At 69.5% G+C, this 24,539-nt stretch carries 15 protein-coding genes; 6 read left to right on the top strand and 9 right to left on the bottom strand.

What is annotated here, in order from left to right:
• Positions 1 to 29 precede the first annotated feature (29 nt).
• Complete coding sequence (locus ACH4KB_RS03260; protein ID WP_398063062.1) at positions 30 to 3,896, bottom strand: endo-alpha-N-acetylgalactosaminidase family protein; 3,867 nt, start codon at positions 3,894 to 3,896, stop codon at positions 30 to 32.
• 387 nt (positions 3,897 to 4,283) lie between these two features.
• On the opposite strand from ACH4KB_RS03260, the gene ACH4KB_RS03255 reads away from it, so the two are divergent.
• From ACH4KB_RS03255 to ACH4KB_RS03235, 5 genes are all read left to right on the top strand, one after another.
• The gene (locus tag ACH4KB_RS03255; RefSeq protein WP_398063348.1) at positions 4,284 to 5,495 is read left to right on the top strand and encodes a glycoside hydrolase family 64 protein; all 1,212 of its coding nucleotides are present in this window, start codon (positions 4,284 to 4,286) and stop codon (positions 5,493 to 5,495) included.
• Positions 5,496 to 5,672: 177 nt separating this feature from the next.
• Positions 5,673 to 6,344, top strand: a complete 672-nt coding sequence (locus ACH4KB_RS03250; protein WP_398063060.1) for a peptidoglycan-binding domain-containing protein — start codon at positions 5,673 to 5,675, stop codon at positions 6,342 to 6,344.
• A 348-nt stretch (positions 6,345 to 6,692) separates the two neighbouring features.
• Complete coding sequence (locus ACH4KB_RS03245) at positions 6,693 to 7,199, top strand: DinB family protein (protein ID WP_398063058.1); 507 nt, start codon at positions 6,693 to 6,695, stop codon at positions 7,197 to 7,199.
• 330 nt (positions 7,200 to 7,529) lie between these two features.
• On the top strand, positions 7,530 to 8,726 hold the full coding sequence (locus ACH4KB_RS03240; RefSeq protein WP_398063056.1) for a DNA gyrase subunit B: 1,197 nt from the start codon (positions 7,530 to 7,532) through the stop codon (positions 8,724 to 8,726).
• Between the two features lie 101 nt (positions 8,727 to 8,827).
• A complete protein-coding gene (locus tag ACH4KB_RS03235) occupies positions 8,828 to 9,448 on the top strand; it encodes a YceI family protein (RefSeq protein WP_398063054.1) in 621 nt (206 codons plus the stop codon).
• Between the two features lie 89 nt (positions 9,449 to 9,537).
• Here ACH4KB_RS03235 and ACH4KB_RS03230 read toward each other — a convergent pair whose 3' ends face one another.
• The 4 genes from ACH4KB_RS03230 to ACH4KB_RS03215 all read right to left on the bottom strand — a co-directional run bounded on the left by ACH4KB_RS03230 (position 9,538) and on the right by ACH4KB_RS03215 (position 13,696).
• Positions 9,538 to 10,566 carry an iron-siderophore ABC transporter substrate-binding protein gene (locus ACH4KB_RS03230; RefSeq protein WP_398063052.1) on the bottom strand — a complete coding sequence of 343 codons (1,029 nt, stop codon included), beginning with the start codon at positions 10,564 to 10,566 and terminating at the stop codon, positions 9,538 to 9,540.
• A gap of 79 nt (positions 10,567 to 10,645) precedes the next feature.
• Complete coding sequence (locus ACH4KB_RS03225) at positions 10,646 to 11,455, bottom strand: ABC transporter ATP-binding protein (RefSeq protein WP_398063050.1); 810 nt, start codon at positions 11,453 to 11,455, stop codon at positions 10,646 to 10,648.
• Positions 11,456 to 11,537: 82 nt separating this feature from the next.
• Positions 11,538 to 12,626, bottom strand: coding sequence for a FecCD family ABC transporter permease (locus tag ACH4KB_RS03220; RefSeq protein ID WP_398063048.1), 1,089 nt, complete (start codon positions 12,624 to 12,626; stop codon positions 11,538 to 11,540).
• Complete coding sequence (locus tag ACH4KB_RS03215; RefSeq protein ID WP_398063046.1) at positions 12,623 to 13,696, bottom strand: FecCD family ABC transporter permease; 1,074 nt, start codon at positions 13,694 to 13,696, stop codon at positions 12,623 to 12,625. The genes ACH4KB_RS03220 and ACH4KB_RS03215 overlap by 4 nt, the downstream gene beginning before the upstream one ends.
• Positions 13,697 to 13,910: 214 nt before the next feature.
• Here ACH4KB_RS03215 and ACH4KB_RS03210 point away from each other — a divergent pair, with 214 nt between their 5' ends.
• Positions 13,911 to 14,489, top strand: a complete 579-nt coding sequence (locus ACH4KB_RS03210) for an MSMEG_1061 family FMN-dependent PPOX-type flavoprotein (RefSeq protein ID WP_398063044.1) — start codon at positions 13,911 to 13,913, stop codon at positions 14,487 to 14,489.
• Between the two features lie 133 nt (positions 14,490 to 14,622).
• Here the strand turns inward: ACH4KB_RS03210 and ACH4KB_RS03205 are convergent, their stop codons facing one another.
• The 4 genes from ACH4KB_RS03205 to ACH4KB_RS03190 all read right to left on the bottom strand — a co-directional run bounded on the left by ACH4KB_RS03205 (position 14,623) and on the right by ACH4KB_RS03190 (position 24,499).
• Entirely contained in the window at positions 14,623 to 15,195 is a 573-nt protein-coding gene (locus ACH4KB_RS03205; RefSeq protein ID WP_398063042.1) for a hypothetical protein, read from the bottom strand.
• 79 nt (positions 15,196 to 15,274) lie between these two features.
• On the bottom strand, positions 15,275 to 21,820 hold the full coding sequence (locus ACH4KB_RS03200; RefSeq protein ID WP_398063040.1) for an RHS repeat-associated core domain-containing protein: 6,546 nt from the start codon (positions 21,818 to 21,820) through the stop codon (positions 15,275 to 15,277).
• Positions 21,821 to 22,045: 225 nt separating this feature from the next.
• Positions 22,046 to 23,755: a LamG domain-containing protein gene (locus ACH4KB_RS03195; RefSeq protein WP_398063038.1), complete on the bottom strand. Its 1,710-nt coding sequence runs from the start codon at positions 23,753 to 23,755 to the stop codon at positions 22,046 to 22,048.
• A gap of 129 nt (positions 23,756 to 23,884) precedes the next feature.
• Positions 23,885 to 24,499 carry a GNAT family N-acetyltransferase gene (locus tag ACH4KB_RS03190; protein WP_398063036.1) on the bottom strand — a complete coding sequence of 205 codons (615 nt, stop codon included), beginning with the start codon at positions 24,497 to 24,499 and terminating at the stop codon, positions 23,885 to 23,887.
• Between the last annotated feature and the right edge of the window lie 40 nt (positions 24,500 to 24,539).

Here is a 24,539-nt window from a genome sequence, read left to right as displayed (position 1 = left end):
CCGTGCCCGGGGAGCCGGGCGGACGGCGGTCAGCCTCCGCAGTGGAAGCGGGCATCGCCCCAATCCGCGTGGTCGTTGCCGTTGCCGTCGCCGCCGTCCTGGACGATCAGCTCGACGTACTTCGCGCCGGTGACGTCGGCGGTGAGCTGCCAGGCGGGGTCGGCCGCCCCGAGCACCGGTGACGCCACCTTCTCCGTGGAGTCGGCGGTGACCGAGAACCGCACACTGCCCCGGGTGGTCTGGGCGTCGTCCACGCCCACCTCGGCGGTGAAGGAGGTGCACCTCCCGCCCAGGTAGTAGCGGATCTTCGCCGGGGCGTGCGTGCCCAGGCCCTTGGCGTAGGCGACCCCGCCGATCTTCAGGGGGCCGCCGTCACCGGCCCCGGACTCCCCGTTGGAGCGGTCGCGCTCGACCGGGCCCCAGCCGTTCTGCGAGGCGGTCCAGTCGAGGTCGCCGGCCCAGCTGTCCGCGGTGGGCGGCGGCGGGAGCGTCCGGACGGAGGTTCCCGCGCCGAGCGCCCTGGCCGCTCCCCCGACGGTGTACGTGGCCTCCGCGTCCAGCGCGTACGTGTCGTAGGGGGCGTCGACCGGCGGGGTGACCCGCCAGCTGCCGGTGGCCTTCGCGCCCGGGGCGACCGAGTCGAAGGCGACCGGGCCCACCGGCTCGGCCTTCCAGCCCTCGGGAACGGTGAGCGCGAGCTGCACGCCGGTGGCGGCGGTCGCCTCGTCGTTGCCGAAGGTCGCCTTCACCGTGTTCGGGGCTCCCGGCTCCAGGGTCCCGGCGGCGGCCACGTCGAGGGTGCCGCAGACCGCCTCCTGTCCGGCGGGCGCCGGTCCGAGGTCGGTCACGGTGAAGCCGTCGAGCACGAAGTCCGCGCCCTCGGGTGCTCCGGGCAGCTTGCGCAACCCGGTCCAGGTGTCGCCGCAGCCCGCGGTGAGCGTCCGGCTGAACTTCCCGGTGGTGTGCTGCCGGCCGATCGGGGTGGCCCGGGTCTCGGTCGAGGAGGTCTTGCCGCCGGCGGCCCGGTCGTAGCCCTCCACCCAGCTGTAGGCCCCGGCGTGGCTGGACTGGTAGTCGAACGTGATCTCGTACTGGCGTCCGTCCTTCATCGGGACGGTCCAGGGGGCGGTGCGGTAGACGAGCCCGGTGTTCTCCTCGTGGGCCTTGAGGGACTCCTTCCCGGCGAGCACGTCGTCGACTCGCTTCCCGTTCCAGCCGGACTGGGTGTACGGGGCGTGGAGCTGCGAGACGCTGGTGCGGGGGTCGGTGGAGCCGCCCGCGTCGCCCTTGAGGAAGGGGCCCCAGCCCTGGTCGACAGCCTCGAAGTCCTCGTACGCCACCGTGCCGGTGCGGGTCGCGGGGGCGTTCTCGACGATCCGTACGTCATCGGCGCGGACCTTCGCCGAGGAGCCCGCGGCCGCCTCGACGCGCAGGGTGGTACGACCGTTCGCGGGGGCGGTGAAGTTGACCTTGGCGCGCTGGAAGTAGGTGCCGTGCCAGTCGGAGGCGGCGACGAAGTCCTCGGCCGTGGAGCGCTCGACGGTCACCTCCTTCCCGCCCGCGCTCAACACCGTGCGCCGGCTCGCGCCGGGCTCGACCTCGATCAGGGCCGAGGCGGTGTAGCGCTTGCCGGGCTTGAGTCCGGTGACGGTCTGGGAGAGCGCGGCCCGGCCCGAGCCGGAGAGCTCGGCGCTGTTGCGGCCCTGCTCGTCGGTGTCGCGGGCTGCGGTGCCGGTCTTCGTCCAGCCCTTCAGGTCACGGTCGTTGAAGCCGGGGTCCTTCAGCCCGCTCCCCTTCCCCCAGGCGGGCTCCGCCTCTTTCGGCGCACGGCCGGGGTAGAGGACGTAGGCCTGTCCGGCGGTGGCGGTGAGGGTGATCCTCCCGTTCGCCGGGCGGACGGTGGTGACCTTCTTGCGGCCGTTGTCGGACAGCTCGTAGACGGTGTACGGGCCCTTGCCCGGCACCTCCCAGCTGCTGGTGCCGCCCGTCTCGCTGTAGTGGTAGAGCTTCTTGCCGCCGTCCCACGGCAGCAGGTAGCCGGTGCCGCTGAGCACCTTGCGGCCCTGGTCGTAGAAGGTCCGCTTCCCGTCCTCGACCGTGCCGCGCACCCCGCCGGTGAAGGTGATGTCGTTGCCGTCCCAGCGGGTGATCCGCTGCTGCTGGAGGTACTTCGCGGGCAGGTTCTTCTGCCAGATGTTGGCGGTGAAGGCGTTCCAGTCGGTCTCGCCGGTCCAGCCCTCGAAGTCCTCCAGGGCACTCTGGCCGAGGACCGGGTGGTTGTTCCAGATGTCCTTCTCACCGTTGCGGATGAACCGGATGATCTGCGAGTTCAGGCCCTTGTTGGTGGCCCCGCCGTAGTTGAGGTCGTTGGCCCAGTGCGACCAGAGTGAGGCGCGCTCGAACTTGTCGGCCCACTCGGTGCCAACGGTCCAGCCCTGCTTCTGTACGGCCTGGATCGTCTTGTCGGCGATCCAGCCGTGGCTGTAGTAGACGTCGATGTAGAGGAAGTCGAGGTTCTCGTCGGTCTCGTCGCGCAGTTGCTGGAAGCGCTTGGCCAGGTCGCCGCTGTTGATGTCGCGGCGCTGGTCGATGTAGTAGCTCTGGTTGAGCCAGTTCCAGCCGGGCTTCGTCTTGTCGACGAGCTGTTCGGAGAAGGCGTTGGCCTCCGGGTAGGACTCGGTGGCGTTCACGTGGACGCCGAAGTCGGCGCCCCACTTCTCGCCGTCCTTGAGCAGGGTGTTGAGGTCCTTCAGCCCGCCGGCCCGCTTGTTGTAGTTGCCGCCGTAGTCCGGGTGGGCGGAGTCGTGGCCCTCGGAGCCGTACCCCTTGAGGACGGCGAGCTGACCGAGGCCGTCGGTGGTCTTCGAGATCCGCTTGACGTCGTCGAGGGTGCGCAGGAACGGGTGGGTGGCCTGGCTGGCGAAGTTGAACGGAATGTGGGTGACGACCCGTTTCGCGGTGTCCTCGCTGCCCGGCGCGGTGACGCCGATGGTGCGGAAGGCGACGGCCCCGTCCTGCCAGTCGACGGCCTTGTCGCCGTTGGCGTCGGGGGTGACGACGACCTTGGCCCACGGCAGGTTCTCGCCGCTCTCGGGCTTCGGCGCGCCCTCGCCCCGGTAGGTCCACTGGCCGGACCAGACGCCGACCCGGACGCCGCCGCCCTCCTCGGTGCGCGCCTGGTGCCAGAAGCGGGCGTCGTCGCCGCCGGTGGCCCCGGAGGGCTTGTCGTACGAGGAGTTGGACTCGATCCCCGCGGCGAGCGAGCCGTTGTTGAGGATCGCGTAACTGGCCCCGACGGGCGCGGAGTCGGGTTTGGTGTCCCCGGTGATCCTCGCGAAGACGTCGGCGGTGCGGGTGGAGTCCGGGTCGAGCTTCGTGAACGCGGTGGCGGCCCCGGCCTCAGCGGAGCCGACCGAGATCAGGTCGTGGCCGGGAATGTCGATGGTCCCGACCCGGAACGCCGCGGTGTCGCGGACCGCGGTCACCCTGAACGTGGTGGCCCGTCCGGAGACGGTGAGCGAGGCGTCGATCTCGACGCCCGGGAGGTCCGCGAAGGCGAGCGTGTAGCGGGCGGCGGAGCGGGTGATCTTCGGCTTGCCCTTGAGCTTCACCGGACGGGCGGTCCCGTTGAGGGTGACGGCGGTGACCGGCCGGACGCTGCCGAGCAGTTGCTCGCCGCTCGCCCGGTCGGTGTACGACAGGACGCGCGGGAAGTCGTCGGCGACGGCGACGGCGAGCCGGCCGGATCCGATGACGGCAGAGCCGGCGGACTCCGCCGCCCCGGCCGGGGCGGGGGACGGGTCGGCGGCTGCGGCGGGGAGGGCGGCCCCGTTGAGCGCCAGGACGGCTGCTGAGGCCGCGGCGACCAGGCCGGGGCGAGGGAATCTTGGCGACATGGCCCCTGAGTAGTCGCCGTGTCCGGACATCGTCAACGAACTTCGGCTCCGGCGGCCGACTCCGTCCAACAACCCCGGTGCGTTAGTCCAAGTCAGGACGGTGCGTGGCAGGCCGGCACTTCGTTCACCTCTTGGCCGCGGACCGCCCCGGGCGGTTACGGTTCGCACCCGCTCGGTTCCGGCAAGTACCGCTTCGGGGCGTCGAGTTGTGAAGACCCGGCACTTTTGAGAGCGCTCTCAGTCATAACTCTTGACGCTCGTTCCGGCCCTCGCGAGAGTGGTGCGCACCGCAGGCACCCCCACGGTCCCGCACCTCCCCGCGCCACCCCCCACCGCCCGCCTGCGGCCCCCCACCACCTCGGGAGTTCCCTCGTGATTTCACGCCGAATGTTCCTGACCGGCGCCGCCGCCTCGGCCGCGGCGCTCACGTACCCCGCCTGGGGCACCGCTCTGAGCCCTCGCGCCTCCGCGGCCCCCGCGACCTGCGAACTGGTCCTGGAGAACAAGTCGTTGCCGGGCACGGTGCACGCGTATGTGACCGGCCACGAGCTGGGCACCGACCGCTGGGTGCTGCTCAAGCCGGACGGCGGCGTCTACCGCCCCGATTCCCCCGGCGCCCCGGGGACCCCGCTGCCCGTCGACTGCGCGATCCCGCTCAAGGGCGCGGGGGCGGGCCCGGTCGTGCTGACCCTGCCGCAGATGTACGGGGCGCGGGTCTACTTCGTCCGCGACGACAAGCTGGACTTCTACCTCAACCCGGGCCCCTCGCTGGTGGAGCCCGCCTTCGCGACGCCCACGGACCCCAACTACGGGCGCACCTGGTCGTTCTGCGAGTTCACCTTCAACACACAGCAGCTGTACTCCAACATCAGCTACGTGGACCTGATCACCGCCCTCCCGATCGGCATCACGCTGGAGGGCGACGGGACGCACGTCGTCGCGCCGCACCCGGAGGGAGCGGTGCAGCGGATCGCGGACGACCTCACCGCCCAGGCCGCCGCCGACGGGCAGCCGTGGGACAAGCTGATCACCCGGAGCGACGACGGCGGCGTCCTGCGCGTCGTCTCGCCGCAGAACATCATGGCCCCGTACTTCGACCGGCCCGCCGAGATGCCGTTCCGGGACCTTTTCACCGCGCAGATCGACGAGGTCTGGGAGAAGTACCGCTCCGAGGACCTGCGCATCGACCTCCAGGGCGGCCGGGGCACGCTGGCCGGCCGGGTCAGCGGGGACACGCTGACCTTCGAGGGCGGCCACACCTTCGTCAAGCCGCAGACGAAGGACATCTTCACCTGCAACCACGGCCCGTTCACCAACAACCCCGGCGACTCCGACGACAAGAAGGCGATCCTGGCGCGGCTGGCGGCGGGCTTCAACCGTTCGATCATGCTGAGCCACCCGAGCCAGCCGAACGGCACGTCGACGGCGGACTACTACAAGGGGACCGTCACCAACCACTGGTCCCGGGTGGTCCACGCGAACAGTCCGATCGGTTACGCGTTCCCGTACGACGACGTCCGCCCGGACGGCGAGCCGGACGTCTCGGGCGCGGCGCACGACGGGAACCCGCGCCGCTTCACTGTGAGCGTGGGCTCCTGACGCTCGCCGGGCAGGCATGTGCGCCCCCGCCCCCGCCCTTTGTCGCTTCGGGCGGGGGTGGGGGCGCACGCATGACCGGCCGGCCCGGGCGTGAGCCCATCCGATACCCCCATCAATTGACATGCTGTGTGGCGTTCTTGACTTCGCTCCGGGGCCCCGGGACGGTTCCGTATGCGAATGAACCGACTCCCCCGCCGCGTGCTCGCGGCGACCGCCGCCGGATTCCTGCTCACCGCGGCGGCTCCGGCGCACGCCGCCCCCGCCCCACCGCCGTCCCCCGCTCCGCAGGCTCCCGGCGCGCACGGCCTGCGCGCCTTCCAGCAGAGCTACGGCCTGCCCGCGACCGGCCGGGTGGACACCGCCACCGCGCAGCTGCTCAGGTCGGCCCCGGACAGCGAGCTGCGGGTGTTCTTCGCCGCCGCGGCCGACCTCGGCCCGGAGCAGCTCGCCCACGCCAGGACGGTCATCGGCGTCGGGAAGGGGGCGGAGCTTTCCGAGGAGGCCCAGGTCATCGCGCTGATGACGGCCATGCAGGAGTCGAAGTTCGTCAACTACACGTCTCCGGTCGACCATGACTCGCTCGGCGTCTTCCAGCAGCGCCCCAGCATGGGCTGGGGCACGCCGGAGCAGATCACCCATGTGCCGACCGCGTCGAAGTCCTTCTACGGGCTGCCCTCGCCCAGCGCCAATCCGGGGCTGCTCCAGATCGACGGCTGGGAGTCGATGGAGCCCGGCGACGTGTGCCAGGCGGTTCAGCGGTCCGCGCACCCGGACCGGTACGCGCAGTGGGAGGACTTCGCCCGGGACCTGCTGGAGCAGGAGGGCCCGGACGCGGCCCCGATCCCGTAGGGCGGAAGGCCGGATCCCGTAGGACCGGAGGGCCGCCGCCCGGATACTGCGGCTGCGCCGGATCCCGTAGGACCGGAAGGCCGGGCCCCGTAGAACCGGAAGATCCGGTTCCATGAGGTGGTGGGGGTCGCCCCGGTGTGGATGCTGTGGTGTGGGGCGACCCCTGGGCTTCGGCCGTCAGCAGCCGCCGCAGTCGTAGTACGTCACGTCCCAGTGGTGGCCCTCGTCCGCGTAGATGGGGGAGGCGGGGAGGCGGGCCCTGCGTCACCGCGTCCGAGTGTCACGGCCACCCCCTCCGGCCGACCGATACTCGGGTACCGAGCCAGTGGATCACGTTAAGGTGCCCCGATGACAGAGACACAACAACGCCGCGACGTGGGCCCGCCCGACGGCGGCTCCGACGAGAAGGCGACGCTGCTCGCCTTCTTGGACTACGTCCGCGACGCGGTGGCCTCGAAGGCGGAGGGCCTCGACGACAGGCAGGGACGTACACCCGGTGTGCCGTCGGGGACCAGTGTTCTCGGCCTGGTCAAGCACCTGACCGCAGCGGAGCTGTACTGGTTCGCCTGGGCGTTCGAGGGTGCCGATGTGGAGCATCCGGACTTCCGTATGGATCTTGCCGAGGAGGACAGCGCGGCCGGTCTCCTCGCCGCCTATCGCCGCGCCGTCGAACGGTCCAACAAGATCATCGAACGCTGTGACGACTTGAGTCGGCCGTGTGCTCGGCCGGCCGGCGGAGCGGCCGTCGTGCGGTCGATGCGATGGGTGCTGATACACATGATCGAAGAGACGGCTCGCCACGCGGGTCACGCCGACATCCTTCGTGAGCACGTTGACGGTTCCGTCGGCAGATAGTCACCGCGCCACCCGAGCCAGGCGTTTCGCGAACACCAGCCGTATGCGGACTGCGGCCACTCGTCGACGGAGGCGGCCACCCCACCCGCCGTCGATGGAACCAGAGGCCTCGGGGGCGCCCGGAGAAGGGGCGTGCGCGGCTTCGGCGGGGCCGCGGCCGTGTTCCGGGCGCGGTCCGTGACCCGCCTGGCCGACTGCTCCCCGGCGCGCCCTCACCCACCCGCTCACAGCTTCACCGAAACAGCTCTGACCTGGCGTTTTCATGGATTATGCATAGGCTGCGGACATCTACCGAACGCTATGGGAGGGGTCTTCGTGCGGGGGAAGAGCATGGGGTACAGCGCTGTCGGGATCGAGGCGCTGGAGGGGCGGGAGGCCGTTCGGAAGCGGCCCGGTATGTGGGTGGGTTCGACGGGCGAACGCGGGCTGCACGATGTGGTGTTCCAGGTCGTGGGCTGGTCCGTGAACCGTGTCCTGGCCGGCCGCGAACGCGGCTCCGTCGGTGTCACGCTGACCCACGACGGCGGAGTGCGGGTCGCCGACGACGGACCCGAGGTCCCCTTCACGGCCGACGGGGGCACCTTCACGGCCGACGGGGGCACCTTCACGGCCGACGGGGGCGCCGGCGGCAGCGGGCTCGAAGCGCTGCTGACCCGTATGCCCGCCGCCGAACGCGGCGGTCGGCACATCGCGCACGTGAGCCCTGTACCCCTTGCGGGACTCTTCGTGCCCAACGTTCTTTCGAGCAGACTGACGGCCGAGGTGCGGCACGGAGGGACGCGTCGGGTCCAGGAGTACGCGTGCGGTGTCGCGGTCGCCCGGCCCGCCGCCGCGGGGCCGACGGCCGAACGCGGGACGGTCATCGCCCTCTGGCCCGACGCGGAGCTCTTCGAGACGACGCGGTGCTCGTTCGCCGTGCTGGCGGAGCGTTTCCGGCAGATGGCCTTCCTCAACCGGGGCCTGGGGATCTCGCTGACCGACGAGCGCCCGGCGGGCGGGGCCCGAGCGGTGAGCTTCCGGTTTCCGGACGGTGTGCGGGACTTCGTGGCCGCCCTCGACGCCGAGACCGGGACCTTCCTCTCTCCGGACGTCATCGGCTTCGAGCACGAGGATCCGCGGATGGCGGGGACGATGGAGGTGGCCCTGCTGTGGAGCGGCTCCCGCCCCGAGCGCGTACACGGCTTCACCAACAGCCGGGCCACCCGCCAGGGCGGCACGCACGTGGACGGTTTCCGGGACGGAGTGGCGGCGGCGGTCACCGCGTACGCGCGTGAACGAGGGCTACTGGCAGGGGGCGACGCTCCCCGGACCGACCGGATCGGCGACGGCCTCACGGCAGTCGTGTCGGTGAAACTCGATCACCCCGAATATCTCGGCGCCACCCGCGAGCTGCTGGGCAACACCGAGGTACGCGGCTGTGTCGGGGAGGCGGTCCGTGAACACCTCGGCAGATGGTTCGAGGAGCAGCCGCAGCGCGCCGCGCAGATCGTCGACCGTATCCTCTCCCGCCCGGAGGGCAGATGTTGAACTTTGAACTAGATGGCGTTACAGTCGAACTCGTTGAAGGTTGAACAACACCTTCGGCGCCGCTCGATCCGTCCCCCGTAGCGCATCCCCGAGGAGGAGCCATGGCTCTGTTCACCCGCAAGTCGACCGCCGCCCCCACCGTCACCGACGCTTCCGCGGTGGACCCGGCGCTGGCCGCCCTGACCGGCACGTACACCATCGACCCCTCGCACAGCAGCATCGGCTTCACCGTGCGCCACGCGATGGTCACGAACGTGCGCGGCTCCTTCGGCGAGCACGAGGGCACCCTGGTGGTGGACGGCACGGACCCGGCGAACTCCTCCGCCTCCATCGACGTGAAGATCGCCAGTGTCGACACCGGCATCGCCGACCGCGACGGCCACCTGGTCAGCGGTGACTTCTTCGACGCCGAGAAGTTCCCCCTGATGACGTTCCGCTCGACGAAGGCCGAGCAGCTGGGCGGCGAGGCGTACCGGATCACCGGCGACCTGACCATCAAGGACGTCACGCGCCCCCTCTCCATCGACCTCGAGTTCAACGGCTCCGCCACCGACGTCTACGGCAACGAGCGCGTCGGCTTCGAGGGCAGCGCGGACATCCTGCGCTCCGACTGGGGCCTGACCTGGAACGCGGCGCTGGAGACCGGCGGCGTGATGGTGAGCGACAAGGTGAAGCTGACCTTCGACATCTCCGCGATCAAGGCCGCGGCCCCGGCGGCCTGACGCCCCCGACCGCCGAGCGCGCCCGCCCGGCACACAGCAGCGCCCCGCACCCGGTTCTCCTGGGCACGGGGCGCGCGGTGCGTTCGGTGCTACTTCGCCACCTTCTCCGCGAAGAGCGGGACGACCTTCTCCAGCGCGTACGAGACGGACAGGACCGAGTCCGTGGCGAAGGCCTGGGAGATGTCCTTGTCGTCGAAGACGAGGGCGTTGCCCGCCTTCACCGACGGGACGGCCTTGTACAGCGGGTCGCCGCTGATGTCGGCGACCGGGATGCCGATCGGGGTCATGACCGTCAGATCGGCGTCGAGCAGGTCCAGGTTCTCCTTGGAGACGGAGACGGAGAAGCCCTCGTCGGCCTGCGCCTCGGCCTTCGGGTTGTTCTTGAAGCCGAGCCGCTCGACGAAGTCGACGCGCCCGGTGCCACCGACGTAGACACCGAAGCCCTCGGATGTACGCGAGCCGACCGTGATGGTCTTGCCCTGGAACTCGGGGTGGGCCTTCGCGGCGGCCTCGAACTTCTTCTCGGTCTCGGCGATCAGCTTCTCGCCCTTCTCCGGTACGCCCATGGCGGCGGCGATCATCGTGGTCTGCTGCTCCCACGAGATCTTGTACTGGTCGCCGCCCTTGGGTACGCCCACGGTCGGGGCGATCTTCTTCAGGGTGTCGTGGCGGGTCTGGTCGCCACTGGACTTGGTGTCCAGGATCAGGTCCGGCTGGAGCGAGGCGATCTTCTCGAACTCCGGCTCCATCGTGCCGATCAGCTCCGGCTTCTTGTCGTACATGCCCTTGGCCCACGGGCCGACGCCCTCGCCGCCGAACGGCAGCCAGTCACTGGCCCCGACCGGCTGGCCGCCGAGCGCGAGCACGGTCTCGGCGTCGCCCCAGCCGAGCGCGACGATGCGCTGGGGCTGCTTGTCGACTGTGACCTCGCCGAACTTCGTGGCCACCTTCGCGGGGAAGGCGCCCGCGGAAGCTCCTTCGGAGGCAGCGGAGGCGGAGCTGTCGGAACCGTCCGACGAGCCACAGGCCGAGAGGCCGACGAGCAGGGCGGCGACAGCGCCGGCCGCGAGGACGGGGGTGCGGCGGGTGCGTCGGGCGCGGGGAGCGGAAGCGTTCATGCCCTTTAGGTTAGCCTCACCTAATGACAACGGTGCCAGTGGGTCGGCCCTCTCGGGAAGTCCACGTGGGTACGCCGTCTCAGGCGGCCGGGTCCTTCACGTGGTGGCGGCCCAGCGGCACGACCATCGGGGTGGCCGACGCCGGGTCCTCGATCACCGAGCAGCGCATCCCGAAGACCTCGCCGACCAGCTCCTCCGTGACGATGTCGACCGGCCGGCCCTCCGCGACGATCCGCCCCGCCTTCATGGCGATCATGTGGTCCGCGTACCGGCAGGCCAGGTTCAGGTCGTGCAGCACGGCCACCATGGTGACGCCCCGCTCGTGGTTGAGGTCGGTGAGCAGGTCCAGGACGTCCAGTTGGTGGCTGGCGTCCAGGAAGGTCGTCGGCTCGTCGAGCAGCAGGATGTCCGTGCGCTGGGCGAGCGCCATCGCGATCCACACCCGCTGCCGCTGACCGCCCGACAGCTCGTCCACGGAACGGTCGGCGAGTTCGAGGACGTCGGTCGACAGCAGGGCCCGCGCGACCGCCTCGTCGTCCTCGGCGCTCCAGCGGCGGAACCAGCCCTGGTGCGGGTAGCGGCCGCGTCCGACCAGGTCGGAGACGGTGATGCCCTCCGGGGCCGTGGGGCTCTGCGGGAGGATCCCGAGCACGGCGGCGACCTCCTTGGTCGGCATCTCCTGGATGGACCGGCCGTCCAGGAGCACCGCCCCGGCGGAGGGTGCCAGCAGCCGGGCCATCGCCCGCAGCAGTGTCGACTTCCCGCAGGCGTTGGGGCCGACGATGACGGTGATCTGCCCGGGCGGCACCGCCACGCTCAGGCCCGGGACGATCTCGCGTTCGCCGTAGCCGAGCCGGACGTCCCGGGCTTCCAGAGTGTGATCGGCCACGAGGGGGCCACGCCTTTCGTCGTCGTCTTTCTGATACGTCGCACGTCCATACGCCGCCACGTCCATCTGATACGTCGCCATCTCAGCCCCCGCCGCCCACACGGTTGGCGCGGGCCAGGAGCAGGAGCAGATACGGGGCGCCGATGATGCTCGTGACCACGCCGACCGGCAGCTGCACGGAGGGCAGCGCGTGCTGCGCCGCGAAGTCGGCGACCAGGACCAGCAGCGCCCCGGTCAGGGCCGCCTGTGGCAGGGCCGCGCCCCGGCCCGGGACCAGGCGGCGGGCGATCGGGGCGGCGACGAACGCCACGAACCCGACGGGCCCGGCGGCGGCGGTCGCGACCCCGGCGAGCGCGGTCGCACAGCCCAGCAGCGCGAGCCGCCCGCCCTCGACCTTCGCGCCGAGCCCGGCGGCGGCGTCGTCCCCGAGCTGGAGGGGGCGCAGCGCGTGGGCGGCGAGGACGGTGAGCGGGACGAGGACGCCGAGGGCGATGAGCAGGGGCCACACCTGGCCCCAGGAGCGGCCGTTGAGGCTGCCCGCGAGCCAGCGGAACGCCTCCTGCGCGTCGGTGACCTCGGAGCGGGCCATCACGTACCAGACGATGCTGGAAAGGCCCATGCCGACGCCGATCCCGACGAGGACCAGGCGTTGGCCGGCGATGCCCTGCCGCCAGGCGAGCAGGTAGATGGCCGCCCCGGCGACCAGGGAACCGGTGAGGGCGCTCGCGGAGAGGGTGAGCCCGCTGACCTGGAAGAGCAGGGCTGCGGTGACGGCGACCGCGCTGGCCCCGGCGCTGATGCCGATGAGGTCGGGGCTGGCGAGCGGGTTGCGCAGGACGGTCTGGAAGACCGCTCCGGAGAGGCCGAATCCCGCCCCGACGAGGATCGCGAGGAGGGCGCGGGGCAGCCGCAGTTCCAGGACGACGAACCGCGATCCGCCGTCGCCGCCGCCGAACAGGGTGGCGACGACCTTCCCGATCGGCATCACCATGTCGCCGAAGCCGAGCGAGACGCCGAACATGACGATCACGGCGGCCAGCAGGGCGGCGCCGACGAGGACGGAGCGCCTCAGGCTCCGGCCGCGTACGTCGGACACCTGGCGTACGGCGTCGGCGAGCCGCTCCATGTCCGCGCGGGCGGCGCCCTCGGCGACGGGGGTCGGTCGGCTCACAGCTCCACCAGCTTCCTGCGCCGGACCAGCCAGATGAACGGGACGCAGCCGATCGCGGCCGTGATCACGCCGACCTGGACCTCTCCGGGGCGGGCGATGACCCGGCCGACGATGTCGGCGACGAGGAGCATGACCGGGGCGAGCACCATGCTGTACGGGAGCACCCAGCGGTAGTCGGGGCCGGTGATGAGCCGGGCGGCGTGCGGTACGGCGAGCCCGACGAAGCCGATGGGCCCGGCGACGACGGTGGCCGCGCCGCAGAGGATCACCACGGCGAGGGCGGAGACCATCCGGATGGTCCCGACCCGCTGGCCGAGACCGCGCGCCAGGTCGTCGCCGAGGGAGAGGGCGTTGAGCTGCGGCCCGAGGGCCAGCGCGAGGACGGTGCCGACCAGGATGAACGGCGACACCTGCCACAGCACCTCGGAGGACCGGGCGGTCAGCGCGCCCAGCTGCCAGAACCGGAACTGGTCGTAGCTGCCCCGGTCCTGGAGGAGGATCGCGCTGGTCACCGAGGTGAGCACCGCGCTGGTCGCGGCCCCGGCGAGCGCCAGTTTCACCGGCGTGGCGCCTTCCCGCCCGAGCGAGCCGACCCCGTAGACGAGGAGGGCGGCGAGCAGCGCGCCGAGGAAGCCGAACCAGATGAACTGGGTGGCGACCGTGAACCCGAGCAGGGTGATCGAGCACACCACGGCCACGGAGGCGCCCGCGTTGATGCCGAGGAGCTGGGGGTCGGCGAGGGGGTTACGGGCGACGCCCTGCATCACCGTGCCCGCGAGGCCGAGCGCGGCGCCCGCCAGCAGCCCGGCGGCGGTGCGCGGGATGCGGACCTCCTGGACGATGAGCTGCCCCTTGATCGAGGTGTCCGGGTCGAGGACCCCGTCGACGACGTCCCGGAAGGGCACGTCACCGGACCCGACGGCGAGGCTGGCGACGACGGTGAGGAAGAGCACGGCGAGGGCGGCGAGCAGCCCGAGCGCGAGTACGGGCCGGCTGCGCTTGCGCCGCGTCTCCTTGCCGCCGTCCCCCGGCTTCGCCTTCGCCTTCGCCAGGAGGGCCGGGCCGCTCACGACCCGGCCACCGGGGCTGCGGAAATGCGGTGGTGCACTGTTCGTTCCTCAACCCTTGCTCGTCGGCGCCGGGGGCTTCCCCCAGGGCACGGGTGACGCCCCCGTCGGCCGGTCCACCCCGGACGGGGAACACAAGGGGCCCCAAAGTAAGGTCACCCTAACAGCGCCTGTTCGACCGCGCGCTGCCGCACCCCACGAGCTCCGGAGCACTTCCTTGTCGTACGCCGCCGATCCCGCCGCCCCCGCCACCGGTCCGCTGGCCGGGGCCGTACCCCTGGGCTCGGCGGACGAACTGCGCGAACTCCTGGGGACCCCGCACCCGATCGTCATCGACAAGGTCCACGACCGGCTCACCGACGACGACCTGGACCTGCTGGCCCGCTCGCCGTTCTGCACCCTGGCCACGTCCGATGCGGACGGCAACTGCGACGCGACCCCGCGCGGCGGCACCCCCGGCTTCACCCACGTCCTGGACCCGGGCACCATCGCCCTCCCCGACCGCCCGGGCAACCGCCGCGCGGACAGCCTCCACAACATCCTGGCCAACCCGCGCGTGGGCCTGCTCTACCTGATACCCGGCGCGATGGACGTCCTGCGCGTCAACGGCCGCGCCCACATCGTCACGGACGCCCCGTTCTTCGACGCGATGACGGTGAAGGGCCAGCGCCCGAAGCTCGCCCTGGTCGTCGAGATCGACGAGATCTTCCGCCACTGCCCGGCGTCGCTGAAGCGGTCGGGGGTGTGGGCGCCTCAGACGTGGGCGGGCGAGGGGTCCGCGGTCACCGACGTGTGAAGCGAAGGTTCGAGGACCCAGACGATCGAAAGCCGCTGGCCCTCGGCTCTACCCGCCCCTACAAAGCGTTCAAAGAAATAGAGATCGGTAGGTGCGGGTGACCTGGGTTATTTTTTGACGGCATCGCTAGATGCTAATCCGATGGATGGAGACCCAGCCACACCTTGGCGGAGAATGCCGCATCGTTTCCGCGATGGGGAGAATGAAACGCCAGACGGGCGGCAGACTCTCTCAGTTCCGGGATGTTTTTCAAGTCAGCGACCCCGGTAAAGGAGACGCAATCCTGGTCGGAGTGACCAACTAGAGCAGAATTTCCATCGAGCGACATCAGCGCAAAACCCGGAAACCCTTCCCTGGATCCGGTTACCCCCAGAGCCGCCCCCACCCCAATGAAGTCCCATTCTCTGGCGAGAGAAACATGGCTCCAGTACAGATCCCCAAAAACGTTTTCCATGGCCAGCAAGAACTCGCGCCGATCATTTACTACACGAAGATTTTTCGCCATGGCGAACCAAGCCGAGTTCGCCCTCGAAATGCAATCATTTTCTACCCGAAGGATTTCTACATCCACACGCCCCGAACTGGACGACAGGGTGGTGACCTCCCATGCAAAACTCGGAGAAATCATCTCACGAGGTGCGACAACCCTCAAGAGAGAAATTCCCGCCAGTCTGAAACTTTCTACCAAATCTTGCATTAGATCCATGCACCTACATTTTAAGTTTCGACAGGGCAGCCTTGGCGGCGAGCCGTTCAAGCGGATCGCCGCCAAGATTCTGGAGATTCTATTTCAGCCCTCCAGGATAATCTCCGCCATCTTTATACCAAGGTGCAGGGAAGAGCCGAGGCGTGTCGTAGTCGTGACCGAACGCGTACCCGATCTTACCATCAGTTCTGACCAAGATTCGATGGTTCGCCTTTCCGGGCACTGTGAAGATTTTTGAATTCCTCCACTGCGCTTGCTGTCTCGGGCTCAGATTGTCTGCGCGATAAAAATCTAGACTGCCGTCGGGATTTCTACGTTGCCGCGCAGCACCCACGAATACCTCCTCATACGTCTCGCGGAGTTGCTTGTATTTCATTAGTGGGTTCGGGTGCGAGAGCTTCCATCCCCCAGGCGGGGGGTTCTTGGCATCATACTTGGCACCACCCTTCGCACCAGGTCGACGTGCTGCACCGCCCAAACCGAACACGGCAGCCAAAGCGCCTGGAACCAGGTAACTATCGGACGACGTATCCATCCCTTGTTCAGCAGCCCAAGCATCGTATTGGGCCCCGAGGTCACACCCTCCGGCCTCCTGGTTATCACCCCAGCAGTCCAGATTGAACGGCGTGTACAGAAGCTCCGCCGCGTACGCCGCATTCCTCAGCAAGCCAAGGAGAGATTCTCCGACAGGGTCAGGTTTGTGCAGAGAGACACAACCGTAGTTCCCGCAAACCATCCCGTCGGGCCCGACGACAAGAGGAGCGCCGCCACCGCCGCCTCCACCGTCACCGCCGTCACCGTTGGTGCCCCCGGTGCCGCCGGTCGGCGCCGTCCCGTTCCAACCCGGCCCACTGTCGCCGCCGCCGGACGGCGAACTGGAGTTGATCGGGAACGACGGGTCCGGCTTGCCGCTGTTGTCCCCGGGCTGGCACCTGCCGTTCCCCGGGTCGAGGCAGGTGCCGGTCGGGTCGGAGTTCGTGGCCGGGGCCTGGCCTGCGTAGCTGTAGCCGTTGAGTGTCTGGTGCTTGTCGATTTCGAGCAACGGGTCGACGCTGATGAACTGGCCGATCCCCGGGTCGTACTCGCGGGCACCGATATGGGTCAGGCCCGTCGCGGAGTCGGCCGGCTTGCCGAGGAACGCCTTGTCGTCCGGCCAGGCGGTTGGCTTGGTCCCGCGCGGAGCACCGAACGGTGTGCTGTAGCGCTTGGTGACGGCCTGGCTGGTGGCGTCGGTCGCGATGCTGCTGGTGCCGTGGTGGTCGGCGGCCAGGAAACTGAGCTTGGTACCGGCCGTGCCCGACGTGGCCGTACGGACGGCGAGTGTCTGACCGCCGGCGCTGTAGTAACGCGTCCCCGTGACCGTCTTCGCGGCGCCCTTGACAGTGAGGCGCACCTCCGTCGAGCCGAGGTAGAGGACCGTGTCCCCGTCACCGGTAGCGCGGCGGATCAGCAGTTCCCCGTCCGCGTCGTACAGGTAGCCGGTGCCCAGGGCCGGCTTGGTCCCCGCCGCCGGTTCGGTGGTGGAGGCCAGTACACCCTCGGAGTTCCAGGCCAGGGTCTGGGTGGCCTGAGTGCCGGGGCGGCTGGTCGTGTTGCCCGCCAGGTCGTAGCCGTACATTGCCGCCTTCGCCCCGGTGGTCTTCACCAGGGGGTGGGGCTGACCGGTCGGCGTCTTGTACTCATAGCCGGTGGTCGCGTCGCCGGCCGCGGAGTGCGTGGTCTCACTGCTGCGCTGGCCCGAACTGTTGTAGGTGTAGCTCGTCCAGTACGGGGCCGCGCCGTCGAGGTTGGCCGTCGTGCGGCCGGAGGCGGCGCAGTCGGCGGACTTCGGGGTCCAGGCCTCGGTCAGACGCCGGTGTGCGTCGTAGGTGAAGCACTGGTTGTCGGCCTCGGTGGTGCCGCCCAGTGTGGTGGGGTCGAGGATCGACAGGACGTTCCCGGCGTCGTCCCGGGCGAAGTTGAGGTCCTGCAGCATGTACGGGTGGGTCTGGTCCGTCACATGGCTGCGTGTGAGGCGGCCGGTGCCCGGCTCGTACTTGTTGGTGATGTAGGTGTTCTTCGCACCCGCTCCCAGCGAGAGCTGTTCCACCTGGCCGATGGCGGAGTAGGTCACACCGCGGAGATAGGGGCTCGCGCCCGAGAGCTTCGTGACCAGACCGGTGGGGTTGTACGTGGCCGAGACGATCTCGGCGGCGAGACCTCCGGCGCCGGGCTCCTTGGTGTTGGCAACGCTCCCGTCCGGGAAGTAGGCCGTACCGAAGGTCAGGGTGGACGTGACGGCCCCAGAGGTGACCATCGGCTCGTCGGCCGGCAGCACGACGTTGCTACTGGTGGGACGGCCGAGGGTGTCGTATGCCGTGACCTGCTTCTTGTACTTCTTGCCGGTGGCTCCGCCCACGTAGCGGGTGGACGCGTCGGGCAGCCCCTTGAGGAGCGTGTCGTAGGTCCAGTCGGCGAGCTTGTTGGCGTCCGACTGAGCGGTCTGCCACAGACCGGTCTTGCGGCCCTGCTCGTCGTACGCGTAGAGCAGCTTCGCGTTGCGCGAGTCCGTGGTGACGCCGACCTGGTCCAAGTCGGTGTACTCGGTGCGGGTGCGACCCTTGTCCGGGTCGGTCGTGTCGGTCTCGCGGCCGAACAGATCGTAGGAGTAGGTCCACTTGGCGTCGTCGACGCCGGTGATCACCGACGGCTTGCCGTCACGGGTGTAGTCGTACTTCACCCGGGTGTACGGGGTGCCGGCAGCGGCTCCGTACGCCGTGTCCGTCGGAGTGGTGCCTCCGTAGGTGCGAGTCTCCGCGGTCCGGCCCAGCGCGTCGGTGATGGTACGAGTGGCGTTGCCGCCCTTGGTCGCGGTGGTGGCGGTCGAATCTCCGGTGTAGCTGGTGGTGGTCGACCAGCGGTCCTCCCCGAACACGGTGAACGTGGTCGTCGTGGGCCGCGCCGCCGCGTCGAACGCCGTCCGGGTCAGCGCCGGGGTGTGGGCGTAGGAGGCACGGGCGTAGGTGCCGTTCGGAGGCTGCAGATTGTCGTAGATGTCCGCGTACGTCTCGTAGGCGAGTCCGCGCGAGTCGTAGCGGATGTCGGTGAGGATCCGGCCGCCGAGGGGTGAGTCGGTCTGGCTCTGGAGCGGACGCAGTAGGGCATCGGCGATGGCGTAGCTGGTCCGGTAGGTCTGGCCGTCGCCCTTGAGGGTGCTGACGGAGCTCCAGGGCTGACTGCCGCGCGCGAAGTTGTAGCCGTACTTCGCCGTCGGTGTGTCGATGCCCTTGGTCCGGTTGGGCGCCCAGGTGGCGGTGACGCGGCCCAGGGCGTCATAGGTGCTCTCGGTCTCCTTGTTGTTCGCATCGACCGTGCTGGTGACCGAACCGCGAGCCGGGTCCAGGTAGGTGTACGACTTGTGGACCTGGCCGTTGGAAGAGGTCAGTTTGGGGGCCGAGACGATGGTGGCGGTCAGCGGGCCGGCAGCCGCGGGGTAGTACGCGGTGGAGGTGACGTGTTCCTTGGCGTTGGTGACGGTGAGAGGGCGGCCGAGAGTGTCGTACGTGGTCTTGGCAACGGTCTGCCAGCCGCCGTTCATCGCCGGGTGACGGTCGCTGGTTCCGACGGCTGCCGGGTAGGCCTTGGCCCGGCCGGCCCAGGTGGCGAGCCCGCGGGTCGGCTTCTGGGTAGCGGTCCAGCTGGCGGCGTTGTCGTAGACGGCCGCTGTGTCGGAGAGCACGTCCCCCCGGGTCGTGGAGTTCGTCGGCAGATTCAGCTTGTCATCGGTGACGGTCGCCCCGGCGGAGCCCCAGCAGGCGGCCCCGACGACCCGGGTACGGGAGACGATGCTCGTCAGCCCCTCGGCCGGGTTGCGCGCGTACCAGGTGCGGCTACAGGTCTCGTCACCGGACTTCGCCAGGTCACCGCTCGACTCGCTCCGGGTAACCATGCCGTAGGTGGGGTCGTACGTGTGTGTCGTCTGGCTGCGTCGCCAGGTGTTGCTGACGGGCAGGTAGGTGTTCTGGTACGCCCGGGCGGTGCGCACGTAGTTCGCCTTGGTGCTGGCGTACGAGCGTTGCTGGCTGGCGGTCTCCTTGTACCAGATGTTGTTGAAGGAGACGGAGACCGGTTGCGCCGCGTTGTACGTGATCTCCTGGCGCAGGAAGCCCGCGTAGACGTCGAGGTCGGTGGCGTCGGAGGCGTTCAGGCCCGCGATGTCGATCCCCAGTACTTGGACGCTGCGGCTGGTGCCGTCGAGGCGCTTGTCACCGTGCATTCCCTGCATGTACAGGCGGACCATCCTGGACTGCGGATGGTCGGTGTCGCCCGTGTACGTGGTGACCTTCTGGTAGCCGCGCCAGCTGGACCAGGTCCGCTCGTCCTCGGGGGTGAAGGGGTCGTTGTTGTAGTGCCAGCCGGGGTTCTCGTAGGTGTACGAGTTCTCCACCGCGGGGTTCTGGCCCGCGGGGTCGGAGGTGGTGACGGCGGTGACGTTGTACTTGTGGAACCAGTCCAGTTCCGGGTCTCCGCCGTTGATCGGCCAGTACACCGGGTAGCAGGAGAGGCTGTTGTCGTCCTCCGCCTTGGGCATCTTGCTGCCCCGGACACACTGCGGGTCCGAGAGCGTGACCGTGGTGATGGCGCCGGTCTCGCTGGTGACGGTGTTGATGCGCGGGCGGGTCAGGGGGAGGATGTTGTCCGTGGCGTCGACCCGGTTGGGCCGCATGTGGTAGCCGAATTCCACCGGCGGAACGGTGACGGTTCCGCCATTTTTGCCGGTCCGCTGGAGCGACTTGAGGACCAGGGTCTTGTCCGAGGGGTTGCCGATGTCCGCGCCGTCCAGGAACTGGTAGGCGAGGGTGTAGCTGTCGACCGGCTTGTACGCGTCGGGCTCGGCGGCCCTGGACCAGACGCTCGTGTTGATGCCGGTGAGCATCTTGCGCGTGAAGAAGGACGGGCCGGTGGCCAGGCAGTCGGTCTCGCCGGCCGTGCAGATGGCGTCGAAGGGGACGTCCGGCCATCTCTTCGCGGTGTCCTCGGTCAGCGAGGAGCAGTCGTCGGCGGTGCAGCGCTCGCTGTAGGCGAAGTCCACCTTCCCGGACGCGTCGCCGGTGAACAGGGCGTCCGAGCGCAGGCCGTACTTGATCTCCTGGGTGTAGCCGCCTCGGGTGTACTCGGCGAGCTTGGTCTTGTCGCCGTTCTTGGCGTAGTGGTTCGTGTCCGCCTTGTACCGGTAGGTGGCGGCGTTGCCGTGGACGTCGGTGACGAGGTCGAGGTTCCAGCGCCACGCCTGGGTCTTGGCGCGGCCGGAGAAGCCGGTGCCGGAGGAATATCCGGGTTCTCCGGCGTCGTCGCCGAAGACGGGCACGGTCCAGACGGAGTTGGTCCGCTCGGTCCCCGCACCGGGCAGCTTGTTCAGGCCGAAGGTGTAGACCGTGCCGTCACCGGTGATGACCTTCCAGTACTCGCCCTTGCCGTCGCCCTTGCCGCCCACGATGTCGTCGCCGTCGTCACCGTTGGCGGCGCCGGTCTCGTGGGTGACCTGGGAGGCGTCGTCGTTCTTGAGCCGCCAGACGCCCGTGCCGTCGTCCTTGACGAGCTCGGTGGACTTGCCGTTCAGGACGAGGGAGGCGTTCTCGTACTTCCAGCACTGGTCGAGCTTGTCGTTCTGCCCGTCGTCCTCGCACGAGCCGTACTTGCGCTCGATGTAGGAGGAGGTGAGGTCGAATCCCTCGCCCAGCATGGAACCCTGGTTGTTGGTGCTCGAGGTCCGGCCGTCGATGCTGCCCGAGTCGTAGGAGACGCCGAGGGATGGCGACGGGCCCGCGGCTGCGGGCGGCACACTGAGAGGGTAGGACCAGGTGAACGATCCCGACGAGCCGCCGGCCACCCAGCTGGAGGGCGCTGCCAGCGGCGTCGCCTTGTAGTCGCCCGCGCCGGACGCCGGAGTGGCGGATGCCGTCACGGCGAAGACGGCCGCCGAGGACACGCCGCTCCTGGTCGCGGCAGTACGAGGTACGGCCACCTGTGCGGAAACCGTCTGCGCGACGGCGTCGTTCCGGGACGGCACGACGGTCTGCGCTCGGCACTCCCGCTTCCGCGGGCTGGTCAGCGCGCATGCGGGGAGGGACACCAGGCCGAGGCGGGGCCCCCAGTTTCCGCCCACCGCGTCGGCGAAGGAGGAGTAGTCGACCATCAGCCTCGCATCGCCCGGGGAGTCCGCCGCGACGGTGAACATCACGCCGGTGACACCCGCGCTTCGAGCGGCCTTCTGGTCGAGAACGCTCATCCTGGCCGTGCCGTCGGCAATCGGCGCCGGCTTCGCCGCGCGGGAGGAGGCCTTCGCGGGGCGAGGCGCGGTCAGAGAGACAGGCCCGGCCCCCGATGTGCCGGACTTGCCGGATATCTCCTGGTCACTCCGCGAGGGCTCGGGCCAGCGTGCCGCGTGCTCGCTACGGGCCTGTGCCGCCTGCCGAGCGTTGAGGGCCTTGTTCTTCGCCGCGCGCTCGCGCGCCTTGCTCGTCCCGACGGCCGGAACCGTCTGGACCTTGCTGACCCGGGGCTCCGGGACATCGGGGCGCCCCAACGGGTCCGCTGCCATGGCCATCGGGGTGAGTCCGGCCGGTACGGAGAGGGCGAGCGCCAACGCCCCGACGAGGGGTATGCGGAGCTTCCCAGCGCCACCGGAGGCGGAGCTGCGTACTGAGATACGTCTCAGAAGGGCGGGAAGGGATCGGGACACGGACACGTCATCTCTCCGGGAGCGGCCGAACCGCTCGAAGGCGGGACAGCGGTTTGGAGTGCGGGGGGACAGGGGGCGGCCAGCGTGTACGGAGTCGGCCGCCCCTGAGGAAGCAGGTACGGAAGCGGGTCAGGTTCCGACGACGTCGGAGACCTGCTTGCTGTCGCTCAGCGCGCCGGCCCAGAGGCGGATGTCACTGAGTCGGCCGGGGAGGAAATTGGCCCAGGACCCGAGATACCCCTTACCGACCGCGAGTTCGCCGGTTCCGACCTGTGCGGTGTAGGCGATGCCGTCGCTGGCCTGCTGGTCGGACGTGAGATATAGCTGGATCGTCCGATGCCGGGCGTTGTAGACACCGGTGAGACGGGTCTCCGTGTCCATCAGTGCTTCTTCCATGCTCTCGACGGAAGCCCCGGTGCCATCTGCGGTCAGGCGTCCGAAGTGCCAGCGGCCGACCGGAACGGGTGTCGTTCTGGGATTTCCGTTCTCGTCGACGATCCGGTCGCCGTTCTCGTCGAGTTCGGGTTCCTGTCGCGTACCGGTCTTTTCGAACCAAAGGCTCCACGATGATCCCGTGGCTGTGCGCTGACCGAGAATCTGGGCCTTGTAACCGTCCGGCTTGGAAAGGATCTTCGCTGCGTCAACGACCGCCTGCGTAGTAACGGTGAAGGAGCCCGAGTCGTCTACGACGGGCCCAGCTGTCGTACCGGCCCCGGTGGTTCCGTTCAGCACGAGTTCGTCATCGGCCAGTGAGGCACCCGATGACAGCGCCAGATCGGAGCCGTACCCCGACACGGTGTCTCTGAGCGTTGTTCCCTGTGCTCCTGCGGGAGTCCAGGCGGTGACCAGCTCAACGGACGGCACTGCATGGGCGTCGATGAGCTCGCTCTCCTCGGCGACTTGAGTGTCGGTCAGCGCTTCCTGCCAGACGGCCGCCTCGTCGATCACGCCGGGGAAGTAGTCGCTGTACACGCTCGACCAGTGAACCCGGCCGATCTGCAAGGGCCCTGTGGCGGCCCAGGCTGTCGTGAAGGGCGTGGTGCCCTGCAGTTCCCCGTTCACGTAGAGGCTGATCGTGTTGTTGACTGCGTCGAACACTCCGGCCAGGTGAGTCCATACCATCGGCACCGCCGGTCTCTTGGACTCGACCCTCTGATAGGAGAACGGTGTGCCGACCGCAGCATCGGTGTTCACCTCACGGAAGGACCACTTCTTGCTGGTGTGCTCGTATCCCAGATAGAAGGGGCTTCGGTTGACACCCTTCTGGCCGAACACCGTGGCATTGCGCGTAGGAACGTCCATTCGCACCCAGGCGGCAACGGTGTACGAGGCACGTGTGTCGATGACCGGGCCGCTGGTGACCGCGTAGTCGGTCGTGCCGTTCAGTTTCAGACCGCTGTCGGTGCTCTTGACTGCCGGCGTCGTTTCCGTGGCCCGAGTGACCGTGACCTCCCCCCGACGGCCCCGGTCTGTACGGACCGCTCCGCCGGCCAGGGCTGCGTTGTCGCGCAGAGACTGATCGGTAGTGGACGTGTCCAAAGCGGCGCCGGACGTCTCGGCGAAGTTCCAGCGCGCTACAGGGCCATCGCCTTCCTTCACCACGAACTCGACGGAATTGGCCGCCCCGGCAGCGTAGTTGTCCTTCGCCTCCGCGAAGAGCACCATCGTGCCCGAAGTTGGTGGAACGGGCGCGATGGTCGCGGTGGCCCCCGGCTTGTACGCGGACCAGCCCGAGTCGAACGAACCGCTGGTCAGTCGGTAGCGGTACGCGGTGTTCACATCGCCCGACGCGGGGCCCAGAGTGAACGATCCCGCCTGGCCGGGCTTGCCGTGCGGCACACAGTCATTGGCCGTGCACGGGAGGGAGGGGCTCCACGCGGCCCGCCTCCGAACAGGCCGGCGCGCCGATCGTGGCCGTACGCCCGACGCGGCGGGTGGGCCCCGGCCCCCACACCCGCTGTCGTTCTCCTACCGCCCGGCCGGGCGCGGCTCCCGCCGCATCACCCACAGCGCCGGTCCGCCGCCGGGCAGTGCCGCCTCGCCGAGCACCGTGAAGCCGAAGTGCTCGTAGAAGGGCAGGTTGTCCGGCTTGGAGGACTCCAGATAGACCGGCAGGCCGGCCGCGTCCGCCTTGGCGAGCCCGGAACGCAGCAGCGCCGCCCCGTGCCCCTGGCCCCGGGCGGCCGGGTCCGCGCCGACGACCGCGAGGTACCAGTGCGGCTCCTTGGGACCCTGCTCGGCGGCGGCCTGAACGGCCTCCCGGAACAGGGGCGCCCGGTCGCCCAGGATCTTCTCCAGCTCCGCGACGGTCTCCGCGTCGGGAACGGCCTTCTCCTGCCCCTCCGGTGACACCCAGAACGCGGCCGCCGACCCGGTGCGCTCGCACACCCCGTGGCGGCCGTACTGCCGGGTGAAGATCGTGGTGAAGTAGCGGACCAGGTCGGGCTCGCGCGAGGCCCCGCCGGGGAAGAACCACCCCATCATCGGGTCGTCGGCGAAGGCGCGGGCCAGGGTGCGGCCGATCGACGGGGCATCGTCGAGCGTGGCCGCCTGAGGCGTGTTCTTTATCGACATACAGGTCATTCTGCACCGCGATGATCTTGAGCGGTGAGGGGGTGCCGAG

This window comes from Streptomyces sp. NPDC017520 (assembly GCF_044329855.1).
Lineage (GTDB): Bacteria > Actinomycetota > Actinomycetes > Streptomycetales > Streptomycetaceae > Streptomyces.
This window is presented reverse-complemented; position numbering and strand designations above follow the sequence as displayed.